The organism is Vibrio sp. 1CM24A (assembly GCF_023161725.1).
Taxonomy (GTDB): Bacteria; Pseudomonadota; Gammaproteobacteria; order Enterobacterales; family Vibrionaceae; genus Vibrio; species Vibrio coralliirubri.
In genome coordinates, this window is record NZ_JALNTS010000005.1 from 257,184 (window position 1) to 269,376 (window position 12,193).

At 45.2% G+C, this 12,193-nt stretch carries 8 protein-coding genes; 3 read left to right on the forward strand and 5 right to left on the reverse strand.

What is annotated here, in order from left to right:
* Window positions 1–7: 7 nt before the first annotated feature.
* A complete protein-coding gene (gene pyk / locus MSG38_RS13175; RefSeq protein WP_017062141.1) occupies window positions 8–1,456 on the reverse strand; it encodes a pyruvate kinase in 1,449 nt (482 codons plus the stop codon).
* Window positions 1,457–1,775: 319 nt separating this feature from the next.
* Here pyk and MSG38_RS13180 point away from each other — a divergent pair, with 319 nt between their 5' ends.
* Both MSG38_RS13180 and MSG38_RS13185 read left to right on the forward strand, forming a co-directional pair.
* Window positions 1,776–2,993 (forward strand): ROK family protein, encoded by a 1,218-nt coding sequence (locus MSG38_RS13180; protein ID WP_019820875.1) that lies wholly within the window; start codon window positions 1,776–1,778, stop codon window positions 2,991–2,993.
* Window positions 2,994–3,161: 168 nt separating this feature from the next.
* Complete coding sequence (locus MSG38_RS13185) at window positions 3,162–4,103, forward strand: chemotaxis protein CheV (protein WP_048659704.1); 942 nt, start codon at window positions 3,162–3,164, stop codon at window positions 4,101–4,103.
* Between the two features lie 333 nt (window positions 4,104–4,436).
* On the opposite strand, the gene MSG38_RS13190 is transcribed toward MSG38_RS13185, so the two are convergent.
* From MSG38_RS13190 to MSG38_RS13205, 4 genes are all read right to left on the reverse strand, one after another.
* Window positions 4,437–7,529, reverse strand: coding sequence for an error-prone DNA polymerase (locus MSG38_RS13190; protein ID WP_248401987.1), 3,093 nt, complete (start codon window positions 7,527–7,529; stop codon window positions 4,437–4,439).
* Window positions 7,530–7,602: 73 nt separating this feature from the next.
* Window positions 7,603–9,072 carry a DNA polymerase Y family protein gene (locus MSG38_RS13195; RefSeq protein ID WP_248401988.1) on the reverse strand — a complete coding sequence of 490 codons (1,470 nt, stop codon included), beginning with the start codon at window positions 9,070–9,072 and terminating at the stop codon, window positions 7,603–7,605.
* Window positions 9,073–9,075: 3 nt separating this feature from the next.
* Window positions 9,076–9,783 carry a translesion DNA synthesis-associated protein ImuA gene (gene imuA, locus MSG38_RS13200; RefSeq protein ID WP_086971798.1) on the reverse strand — a complete coding sequence of 236 codons (708 nt, stop codon included), beginning with the start codon at window positions 9,781–9,783 and terminating at the stop codon, window positions 9,076–9,078.
* 317 nt (window positions 9,784–10,100) lie between these two features.
* On the reverse strand, window positions 10,101–10,841 hold the full coding sequence (locus MSG38_RS13205; RefSeq protein WP_017629695.1) for a YciK family oxidoreductase: 741 nt from the start codon (window positions 10,839–10,841) through the stop codon (window positions 10,101–10,103).
* 137 nt (window positions 10,842–10,978) lie between these two features.
* Here MSG38_RS13205 and sohB point away from each other — a divergent pair, with 137 nt between their 5' ends.
* Window positions 10,979–12,046 carry a protease SohB gene (gene sohB, locus MSG38_RS13210; protein ID WP_012603584.1) on the forward strand — a complete coding sequence of 356 codons (1,068 nt, stop codon included), beginning with the start codon at window positions 10,979–10,981 and terminating at the stop codon, window positions 12,044–12,046.
* Window positions 12,047–12,193 lie beyond the last annotated feature (147 nt).

A 12,193-nucleotide genomic window follows, 5' to 3' on the forward strand; every position in this document is an offset into this window, starting at 1 on the left:
TCAAATATTAGGTGACAGGCAAGATTCTCATACAGTTGGTTGACCCTGCTACATCCATAATGTCGCCTTGAGTGACGATCACTAGGTCGCCAAACTTAAGGTGTCCTTTCTCTTTCAGGCAAGTGAGTGTAGATAGTGCAATGTCAAAGCTGTCTTCGGCTTCTGTCTCGAAGTAGATAGGTGTCACACCTCGGTACAAGGTACAGCGATTAAGCGTTCCTTCGTTACGAGACAGCGCGTAGATAGGCATGTCAGCACTTAGGCGAGACATCATCAGTGCAGTGCGGCCTGACTCGGTGAGAGTGACAACGCCTTTAATGCCTTCCATATGGTTCGCAGAGTAGATGGTCGCCATCGAAACGGTTTCTTCGGCGGTTACAAAGGTGCGATCAATACGGTAATTGGATTGGTTGTTAATGCCTGCCATTTTCTCCGCACCAATACAGACTTCTGCCATCGATTTTACGGTCTCGACTGGGTAGTCACCAGCTGCAGTTTCACCAGACAGCATCACAGCATCTGTTCCATCGAGTACGGCGTTGGCAACGTCCATGACTTCGGCACGGGTTGGCATTGGCGCAGAAATCATTGATTCCATCATTTGAGTTGCGGTGATGACTGTTCGGTTAAGCGCTCTGGCACGGCGTATAAGCTGTTTTTGTACTCCGACTAACTCAGGGTCGCCAATTTCTACTCCGAGGTCACCACGAGCCACCATGACGACATCTGAGGCCATTATGATGTCATCCATGTTCTCAACAGTGGCGACTGTCTCTGCTCGCTCCACTTTTGCGACGAGGTGAGCTTCTAAGCCGGCTTCTCGTGCAAGCTGACGAGCGTAGTGCATGTCTTCACCATTACGAGGGAAAGACACCGCTAGGTAATCCACTTTGATTTGTGCGGCGGTGACGATGTCGCGTTTGTCTTTTTCTGTTAGCGCTTCTGCGGAAAGGCCGCCGCCTTTTTTGTTGATGCCTTTGTTATTTGAGAGTGGGCCGCCAATGATAACTTCGGTGTGAACACGGCAACCTTCGACCTTGGTTACTTTGAGTTGAACACGACCATCGTCAAGCAACAAGATATCGCCGGCGGATACGTCGTTAGGCAGTTCTTTGTAATCAAGGCCAACGGCTTCTTGATTGCCTTCGCCTAAACCTAGGCTGCTATCGAGAGTGAACAGGTCGCCTACGGCAAGTTGGATTTTGCCATCTTTGAATGTCGACACACGAATCTTGGGACCTTGTAAGTCTCCGAGAATGGCGATTTGAGTGCCGTGTCTTTTTGCTATTGCTCTGACTTTTTCTGCGCGTTGTATATGGTCGTCGCTGGTGCCGTGAGAGAAGTTCATACGGACGATATTGGCACCTGCTTTGATGATTTCTTCAAGCACGTTACCTTTATCTGTTGAAGGGCCTAGCGTTGTGACGATTTTCGTTTTTCTTAATTCGGCTGTCATGAATACTCCTAGAGTGAGACCAAGTAATCTTTTACAAGACTGAATTAAGTATATGCATTAATTGATAATTTATTGGGAGCTAGGAAGATATTTCTGTATTTACTGATATTTATTGTATTTAGCACTCAAGCGCGATGTTTTTTTATGAAAATTAAGTCTCGATTTATCGATGTGGGTGTTAATTTTCCTCGAACAATTTGACTCGATACACAAAGATTCATGTATATACGTGATACTGGTCACGGCGATATACCAAGTGACTTCACAATTACTTCGCAAAGTAAAAAAATTACCTCGTTGATGATTTCTGGAGCGTAAAATGTACATGGCTCAACCGGGCCATATTGATCATATCAAACAGGTCAATGCTGGTCGTGTATATAAACTAATTGACCTTAAAGGTCCTATTTCTCGTATCGATCTGTCCAAGCAAAGTGAGTTGGCTCCGGCGAGTATTACTAAAATTACCCGTGAACTCATTGAAGCTCACCTTATTCACGAAACCACGGTTCAAGAAGCCACGACTCGTGGACGTCCTGCTGTCGGTCTACAAACCAATAACGAAGGTTGGCAATTTTTGTCGATGCGTCTTGGTCGCGGATACTTGACGATCGCGCTCCATGAATTGGGCGGCGACGTGCTTATCGATACCAAAATTGATATCCACGAACGTGATCAAGATGATGTGCTGGCGCGTCTTCTTCATGAAATCGATGAGTTCTTCCAAACCTATGCTGAGCAACTCGACAGGGTGACGAGTATCGCTATCACACTGCCAGGCCTTGTGAATTCAGAGCAGGGTATTGTGTTGCAAATGCCGCACTACAACGTTGAAAATTTAGCGTTAGGGCCGGAGATCTACAAAGAAACCGGTCTGCCAGTTTTTATTGCCAATGATACCCGAGCATGGGCATTAGCAGAGAAGCTGTTTGGTAACTCACAAGATAACGACAACTCTGTTCTTATCTCTATTCACCACGGTTTAGGTGCCGGGATCATTCTCGATGGTCGCGTTCTGCAAGGACGTCACGGTAACATCGGTGAGTTGGGGCATATCCAGATCGATAAGGAAGGCAAGCTTTGCCACTGTGGAAATCGAGGCTGTTTAGAAACGGTGGCGAGTTCTCAGGCAATCCGTGAGCAAGTTAAAGAGCGATTGGCAAATGGTGAAGAATCAACGCTAACGGTGTTTGAAGACGTCACTATTGAACAGATCTGTGCTGCCGCTGCTAATGGGGATCCGCTGGCTGTCGAAGTGATTGAACAGTTAGGCCGTTATCTAGGCTCTGCGATTGCGATTGTGATTAACCTGTTCAACCCAGAGAAAATCTTGGTGGGTGGTGTTATCAATCAGGCGAAGAGCGTGTTATACCCAGCGATTCAAAAGTGCATCGAAGAGCAGAGTCTATCGGTTTACCATAAAGACTTAGAGTTGGTGGAATCTCGTTTTTATAAGCAGGCAACCATGCCAGGTGCTGCGCTCATCAAGCAGGCCTTATACGATGGCCAACTGTTAATGAAAGTTATTGAAGGTTAATCCCTTTTTCTCGTCTTGTAGCCTTACCCTGAATCTTTCCATGTACTTAAGCTTTGTATAACATCATTTGTTGTACTTAGTTTAAGCATTCTGTGCATTGGCGCTTTGCTTTAACCTATTGAAGTAGGCTATTGTAGCCACAGTTATTATTTGTCACTAAGGTGTTGTATGTCTGGCGTTTTAAATTCGGTTGATCAGAGAACCAAACTGGTCGGTGAAAACCGTCTGGAACTCTTGTTATTCAGCTTAAATAGTCGTCAACTATTTGCGATTAACGTATTTAAAGTGAAAGAAGTCCTCAAAGTGCCAGTACTCACTCGCTTACCGGGCTCTCATCATCATATTACGGGTGTTGCGTCTTTACGTGGTGAATCGGTGCCTGTTATCGATTTACGCAGTGCCATTGGCTTTCCGCCATCTCGTGCGGAATCTCAAGAGAGCAACCTGATCATTACGGAATACAACCGAACCGTACAAGGTTTCTTGGTTGGGCAAGTTCGTAATATCGTGAACACGACATGGACAGAAATCCAACCGCCGCCAAAGACAACAGGCCGCGCAAACTACCTAACCGCTATCACGCATATTCAAGAAGATGAGCAGCACAAGATCGTCGAGATCATCGATGTTGAGAAAGTGTTGGCTGAGATCATTGATTACGATGTATCGATATCTGAAGGTGTGTTAGATCAGCAGTTAGCTCAGGAAATGATAGGACGTAACGTGCTTATCGTTGATGACTCTTCAACAGCGCGTAATCAAATCAAAGGCACCTTGTCGCAGCTTGGGTTGAATATTATTGAGTGTTGTGATGGCTTAGAAGCACTGACCTTACTTAAGGGCTGGTGTGATGAAGGCAAAGACATTAATCAAGAAATATTGTTGATGATCACCGATGCTGAAATGCCTGAAATGGACGGCTATAAACTGACACACGAAGTACGTACTGACCCTAGAATGCATGATCTGTTCATTACGCTAAATACTTCATTAAGTGGAAGTTTTAATGAGGCGATGGTGGAGAAAGTAGGGTGTAACCGCTTTATTTCTAAGTTCCAACCAGATTTGCTGGTTGAGGTAACTCAAGAGCGTATGCGTCAGATCCTGTAATTTATACCGACATGCAGTTTGTTTTGAGTGACCTTATAGAAAACGTTTGCTATTATTGATGCGGCATATTTCTCGTAACAAAATATGCTCAATTACTCACGTAACTTTTCACACACAATCTAAGGTAGTTCCTTTTAATGATATGGTTAACGTCTAAAGTCGTTATGACTTTGAGCTTATTACTATATAGGGAATTTAAGAAAAGACGTACGGAAGCTGACGTTGAGGTGTAACTCAACAATTGGAATTGAAGGGAAGCGGATGCTTCCCTTTTTCGTTGCTCTTTCTCTCGTTCCTTTAGCCAGTGACTTATTGAGAACAGTTGGTACTTCGCTAATGAAAATCCCGAGATTTGGTTTTCAAGCCAACAATTTCATCGGTAATATCGATAAGTTTCCCCGCGATAACATGCACGACTTCTCCTTCTTTTTCTAATATCCCTTGTACTTTTAACGCCTTGGCTGTGAGGTAGGCTTGCTGTTGAGCGCGCGCGGTTGCTCCCCATACCACGACATTAATATTGCCAGTGCTATCCTCCAGAGTGACAAAGGTGACACCTGCCGCGGTGCCGGGGGATTGTTTTCCTGTGACTAATCCGACAACGGTGACCATAGATTTGTGTCTTTGTTGTATTAAATCTTTCATGTGTGTGAATCGGCCTAATCGTCCCGCTTCTTCGAGCAAAGTGATTGGGTGCTTGTTCAATGAAACTCCGACACTGGTGAAGTCTTCGAGTAGATCTTGCATTTCGTTGGGCTTGTGCAGTGTGTGTTCGCCATGCTCATCCTCAGTATCGTCATAGGCCTGGCTAAACAGAGGTAAATCAGACGCTGAGTCCATGATCGCCCAGCGAGTCTGGAAGCGGTCTCCAGAAACGTTATGTAGCGCATTGGCCGATGCAAGTAGCTCGATATCTTTCTTATTCATCGATAACTGTTTCACCTGACTAGGGTGGCGATAACCGGATTGTGGGCGATTGGCAAGCACGCTTTGAATTCCATGCTCGCTGAGTCCTTTGATTTGTCGCAGCCCTAAGCGAATCGCTAGACCATTCTGATGAGAGACAACCGTGTGGTCGTTTTGAGAAGCGTTCACACATACCGGAAGTATCACCACATTGTGTCGTTGTGCGTCTTGTACCAACTGTGAAGGGCTATAAAACCCCATCGGTTGGCTATTTAACAGAGAAGCGTAGAAACATTCAGGGTAGTAGCACTTCAACCAAGCTGAGCAATACGCTAACACCGCAAACGAAGCGGAGTGGCTTTCAGGAAAACCGTACTCGCCAAAACCGCATATCTGTTTAAAGATCTGCTCGGCAAACTCTGTCTCATAGCCGCGCTTTTGCATCCCCTCGATGAGCTTGTTTTTAAACTTAAAGACGTTGCCATTTTTCTTCCAAGCGGCCATCGCGCGTCTGAGTTGATCCGCTTCTCCGCCTGTGAAGCCTGCGGCCACCATCGCAAGTTTAATCACTTGCTCTTGGAAGATAGGTACACCTAAGGTGCGCGACAGTACTGATTCCACGTCTTTAGATGGATAACTGATTGGCTCAATGCCATCTCGACGCTTGAGAAACGGATGCACCATATCGCCCTGAATAGGACCTGGACGAACGATAGCGATTTGAATCACCAAGTCGTAATAAGTCCTCGGTTTAAGCCTTGGCAGCATGCTCATTTGTGCGCGTGACTCAATTTGGAATATCCCGACTGTGTCTGCTCGTTGAATCATGCCGTAAACCTGAGGATCGTCCTTAAGGCGAGTGATCTCAGCAATGGTCAGTGATCTCCCGTGAATGCGTTTGATCAGGTCGAAACATTTACGAATCGCAGAGAGCATACCTAACGCGAGCACATCAACTTTCAGCAAGCCTAAGGTTTCAAGGTCATCCTTATCCCATTGAATAATGGTTCGGTCGTGCATCGCGGCATTCTCGACGGGAACCAGTTCATACAAAGGCCCTGAAGATATGACAAAGCCACCAACGTGTTGAGATAAGTGACGTGGAAAGCCGATGATCTCATTAACCAAATGGATAAACTGTTGCCCCTTCAAAGAATCAGGCTGTAGCCCCAATTGAGTGAGTTGAGCCTGCCAACCTAGGCTTTTGTCCCTGCGATTGGTGTTCTTAATGAAGTAGTCGAGCTGAGTTTCTTGTAGCCCCAATGCTTTACCGACATCTCTAACCGCACTTTTAAAGCGATAAGAAATGACCGTTGCGGCAAGCGCGGCCCGTTCTCTACCGTATTTTTTATAGATGTATTGAATAACTTCTTCACGGCGTTCGTGTTCAAAATCGACATCAATATCAGGCGGCTCATCGCGCTCTTTACTGATGAAACGCTCAAACAGCACCGAGATCTGCCTTGGGTCGACAGAGGTGATCTCTAAGCAGTAACAGACCACGGAATTAGCCGCTGAACCACGGCCTTGGTAAAGAATGCCTTGGCCTTTGGCAAACATCACGATGTCGTGAATGGTGAGAAAAAAGAAAGGGTAGTCAAGCTCGTCAATTAATCCCAATTCTTTATCTATGATTTGTTGGATGTCACTAGGTACACCTTGTGGGAAGAGAGCTCGTTTTCCCTTTTCGACCAACATGCGCAGATAACTCATGGGTGTCTCACCTTGAGGAATCAGCTCACTGGGATATTCGTATCGCAAGCTATCTAAATCAAATTCACACAACTCGGAGATTCGGTTGCTCTCTTCTAGCCACTCCACTTTGAAAATATGAGAGAGTTTATTGATACTCCGTAAACAACGTTCTGCATTAGCAAGTAAGTGACTGCCCACTTCGGTAATGGGCTTTTGGTACTTTATCGCAGTGAGTGAGTGCTGCAAGGGTAAGCGATTCGCGTTGTGCATCAGCACGCCACCACAAGCTGTTATCGGCAGTTGATGATGCTGTGACAGCTCAACGCAGTAATCTGTGTACTGCTGGTCGGTTTGCTTTAGGTGTCGTTGTAAGCCGATCCAAAGCCGACCTGAATGGTGCTGGGATAGCCATTGCCCCCAGTGCGCGTCTTCATTTTTCTCTTGAGGAAGCCAAAGAATAAAGCAGTGCTTAGCCGACATGATATCCCACTCAGAGAGCTGATAATGTCCCTTGCTGCTACGACGTCTCGCGTTGGTAATTATACGGCACAGCTCGGCGTAGGCTTGTCTGTTTGGGCATATCAAGATCACTTGGCACTCTTCATTTAACCAAAACATGCTCCCGACAATTTGCTTGAGCGACAGTTTATGTTGCTTGATTGCAGAGTGAACCTTAACGATGCCCGCGACTGAGCACTCATCAGTAACCGCGAGTGCTTTGTAACGTAAGAAGTCGGCCTGTAAAACAAGTTCCTCTGCGTGTGAGGCCCCCTCAAGGAAGGAGTAATTACTTTGACAGAAGAGCTCTGAATATTGCTGAGACATAACGTAATCTCACTTAACCATTGCTAGTGAACATGATTGAAAAGGGACGCTGAAATTGAATAAGTAGAACAGACTAGCTAAATAAGCCGTGCAAAAACCACTGCTTATCGGGCGTTCTAAAGACCCATAGCCATCGACCGTTTTCACTGTGAGCAATAAAGTAGTCACGAATGATCTTCTCTCCGTCCCACCAGCCAGACACAATGCGCTCTGGGCCTTGAGATAAGGTGACGCTTTCGGTTAAGACTTCGGGCTCTGGCAGTAAAATACTGGGCCGGAGTCGTTGTTGATGGACGCTGAGAACTATGGTTTGTTGCTCGCTCTCTGGGGGCGTTTGCCTTTTTGCCACAGACTTACTCAGCGTTGGGAGCGAATACTGATTGGCCTTTTCTGGCCTTGGATCGTGCTGTATTTTCGGTGTTTGAATGCAGGCTTGTCCAAGCTTTGCTTGCAGTAGTGAGAGCAAATCTAACGCGGCAAGTGTTCCAGTATTACCATCAAAAAGATCATGGTAGGCCATTTGTGGTTCTCCATGACGAACCAAGCTGAGGGTCAGCCCTTGAACCGGTGCTGTTAGTTTTAGTGACTCTAAGGTGAGATGAGTCAGGTTCGCCCATTTTTCAGAAAGGTAATCACCTTGTGCCGAATAAAAAGAGACAGGGTGATCGTCTTTATCTCTGAGGTGCAAAGTCAACGTTAACTCGAAAGCCACTCGATCGCGTAGCTTCAAAAAACATTCGAGTTGATTCAATAATTTCAGCAACGGCTTTTCGATAAATAGGATGTTTTCAATATCAAATAACAGCTCCAAATATTGCTGGAAATTCTCTGGTGGGTGATAGAAATCAATCGGGTGCTTGAACTGGCCGTTAAGGCGACCGACATAATTCACCAAGTCGATATCAAAGCGGCGTGCGACCTCTTGCAAAGGCAGCTTTAATAGGTCTTCAACGATATTGATACCGACACGGTTCAGGCGTTCTACTTGCTTGGTCGGTAGCTCACTGGAATTCAATGCTTGTTGATTGACCCAAACTTTCATCTGCTCAACATTGTTTGTTACTTGGTTGATAGCTTGCTTACCCAAAAGGATCGCAGCAAGCGGCGAATAACCCGTAGCGAAGCTGAACTGGATATTGAGCGTTTCTAAGTGGCTTTTGAGTTCATGCCAGTAGTTATCTAACCCGTCGTAAAGTGACAGCATGTTAGAGGCTTTAATCAGCAAACCATTAGGTGGCAATAACGCCATGTCGGAAGTGACTAGATACGCCCATTGAGCGATCTCTTTGAGCTTACTTTTCTCCAGTTCAATACTGTAAGGGTGGACGTGTAAGTTGTGGGACAGCGCCGCCGCAGACCCTAAGCCCATACCAAGTGAAATTCCCGATTGCAGCGCAGTTGGGTTCGCTTGCAGTACACGGTGATCTTTTTCATCCACGATGATAATAGGTTGTTCGAGGGAGTCTTCGCTCGAACCCAATTCATTAGAGTTAAACAAGGTATCCAACTGCAGAGATGGAAAGTGCAGATAAAGCCACAACATAGGCTAGCCTTGCTTCGCAATAGGAAAAGCCAGCACAGTGTTATCTGACAAATTGTGATGTGAACTGTCGATGCTGATGACTTTTTCTGTAAGTAACGGCCAATTGTGAGTCATGTCGAGAATAAAGCTACCATACGACCAACTGCCTTTTCTTTTTGTTACCTCTACCTTCAATCCTTGGGCGTGAGAAGACAGTTTCATGCTTAAAGAAACGGGTAGGGATAGTTGATTATGGCTGGTGGCTTTAAAATGAAATTGCAGGCACTTACCGGTTTCACTGGCTGCTTGTAAGCGCTTGGTTTGGTGTATTTCTAGATCGGCTCCCCATAGCAATACAGAGTGACAAGCGCCGCTTTTGAGGCACTGCTCAGCCGCCCACAGTGCATCGAGATCGCGTTGGGGCTGGATAACGAGAATGTTCTCTAATTCAATGCCTTGGCTGTTAAAAAACTCGGCACAGATCTTCCCTGGCGGGTTAATGAATATGGCCAGTTTTTGCGAGTTTTGTTGAGATAAATAGGGCGTAAGGAGACGAAGCTCGCCGATCCCTTGTTGTGATTCAACCTCAATAACGCCGTGCGTCGGGAAGCCGCCATCAAGCTGTTTATCCAGTTGAGGATAACCTGTTGAAGTGGTACTTCCTTGCGTTGTTGATTGTAACCCTTTCCAGATTAGCTGGCGGTCTTGTAAGTTTTTTATTAGTTCATGCATAATTAAATACCTGTATATTTATACAGTATATTTAACAATGAAAAAGATGCAAAGCAAAATGATGAAAATTAGGGGAATAATACCAATCACAGTAAGTAAGTGATCATAAATAGCGCAGGAAAAATGCTTGAGAACAAGGCAGAAATTTTCGATAAGTAGTTATTCTACAATCAAAATTTCTAACGCCGTTATCGAGTGTTTTAACAAGCTAGGATGACCAGTTATTTACTACGATTGGTATCAGTGTTAGATGGTTGATTTAGATACAAAAAAAGCCGCTATGGAAGCGACTTTTTACTGTTGGTTAATGATATCAGTTACTTAGGTTGAGCATCGATACATTGGCCATTAATGTCTGTCACACTTGGGTTCATTAAGTGTAGGTACAGTGGGATGATGTCGAGTGGCGTTTTTAGCTTATTCGCATCTTCTCCTGGGTACGCTTTTGCACGCATGCGTGTTTGAGTGCCGCCCGGGTTGATTGCGTTAACACGGATGTTTGTGTCTTCAAGCTCGTCCGCTAGGATTTGCATCATACCTTCGGTAGCAAACTTAGAAATTGCGTAAGTGCCCCAGAATGCACGGCCAGAGTGACCAACCGTTGAAGAGGTAAATACGATGCGACCTGCTTCTGCTTTCTTAAGTGCAGGCAGTAATGCTTGAGTCATCAAGAACTCAGACTTCACATTGATCTGCATAACATCATCAAAGGTTTCTTCATCAATCTGCTCAAATGGACTCAGAGTGCCGAGAACACCTGCGTTATGAAGTAGGCCATCTAAACGACCGAACTGTGATTCAATGGTTTCAGCCATATCAATGTAGTTCTGCTTTGTCGCACCTTTTAAATCCAATGGGATAATCGCAGGTTGTGGGTAACCAGCGCTTTCGATTTCATCGTAAATGAATTCAAGGTTTTTAACATTGCGGCCTAACAGAATGACAGTTGCGCCATGTTGAGCGAAGCTTAGTGCTGCTTGGCGACCAATGCCAGCACCGGCACCTGTAACCAAAATTACTTTATCTTTGAGGGCATCTGTAGAGATTGGGTAATCCACTGTGCTTATCCTTCTTTCTTTTATTATGTTCGTCATTCCATTGATGTTTAATCACACAGATAACCGCAGGAATGATGAGAAATTCTTGGTAATCGTGACAAGATGGTTACAATACACTAATTCATACAATAGGGGATATGACATTGGAATTTTTGTTGGACTACGGCTTGTTTTTAGCCAAGATTGCGACCGTTGTAATCGCCATCATCGCAATTTTAGTGATTGCTAAATCTGTGGGTGGGAAATCAAGCGCGATTAAAGGTGAGCTGGAAATCACGAACCTATCTGAACACCACAAACAGACGATTGAACAATTAGAGCACCATCTACACGATGATGCTTTCATCAAAGCCCGTGATAAAGCAGAAAAGAAAGCGGAAAAAGAGAAAGTAAAATCACGCGGTAAAGAAGTGAAGAAAGCAGCGAAAGAGGGTGAGCTTGATAGCAAGCGTGAACCACATCTATTCGTTCTTGATTTTAACGGCAGCATTGATGCGAAAGAAGTGGCTTCATTACGTGAAGAGGTAACGGCGGTTCTAGCTGTGGCTCGTGAAGGCGATGAAGTATTGCTTAAACTTGAGTCTGGCGGTGGCATGGTTCACGGCTATGGCTTGGCATCTTCTCAACTTGATCGCATCAAAGCAGCAGGTTTGCCTCTGACTATCTCGGTAGACAAAGTCGCAGCAAGTGGCGGTTACATGATGGCATGTATCGCAGACAAAATTGTATCTGCACCGTTTGCTATTGTTGGCTCTATTGGTGTTATCGCTCAACTGCCAAACTTCAACAAACTGCTTAAAAAGCACGATATTGAGTTCGAACAGTTAACGGCGGGTGAGTACAAACGTACATTAACTATGTTTGGTGAGAACAGCGATAAAGCACGCGAGAAGTTTAAAGAAGAGCTAGAAGAGACACATGGCCTGTTCAAAGACTTCATCCGTGACCATCGTCCTGCGTTAGATCTTGAAAAAGTAGCAACGGGTGAACACTGGTTTGGTACACAAGCACATGAACTTGGGCTGGTGGATGAGATCAGCACTTCTGATGATTTAGTCGTAGCGGCATGTAAGGACAAAACAGTTCTAGCGATTCACTACGTACAGAAGAAAAAGCTTTCAGACAAACTAGCGGGCGTGGCAGGTAAATCAGCAGACAGCGTGCTGATGAAGCTGATTGAACGCGGTCAAAAGCCGATTGTTTAAGCTTATTGAGTTCTAGTTTTAGGCTTAGTGCCTTACGTTCATTTACAGACGTTTGAGCCTTAAAAAGAAAGCGCATAAGTCATCAGACTTATGCGCTTTTTTATTGCTCCACTTCCGAGCGGGTGACCACTATGTTGTAGGGGGAGC

Excerpts from the sequence above, each read along its gene's own strand:
- pyk (WP_017062141.1), bottom strand. The coding sequence starts at position 1,456 with ATGACAGCCGAATTAAGAAAAACGAAAATCGTCACAACGCTAGGCCCT.
- MSG38_RS13180 (WP_019820875.1), top strand. The coding sequence starts at position 1,776 with ATGTACATGGCTCAACCGGGCCATATTGATCATATCAAACAGGTCAAT.
- MSG38_RS13185 (WP_048659704.1), top strand. The coding sequence starts at position 3,162 with ATGTCTGGCGTTTTAAATTCGGTTGATCAGAGAACCAAACTGGTCGGT.
- MSG38_RS13190 (WP_248401987.1), bottom strand. The coding sequence starts at position 7,529 with ATGTCTCAGCAATATTCAGAGCTCTTCTGTCAAAGTAATTACTCCTTC.
- MSG38_RS13195 (WP_248401988.1), bottom strand. The coding sequence starts at position 9,072 with ATGTTGTGGCTTTATCTGCACTTTCCATCTCTGCAGTTGGATACCTTG.
- imuA (WP_086971798.1), bottom strand. The coding sequence starts at position 9,783 with ATGCATGAACTAATAAAAAACTTACAAGACCGCCAGCTAATCTGGAAA.
- sohB (WP_012603584.1), top strand. The coding sequence starts at position 10,979 with ATGACATTGGAATTTTTGTTGGACTACGGCTTGTTTTTAGCCAAGATT.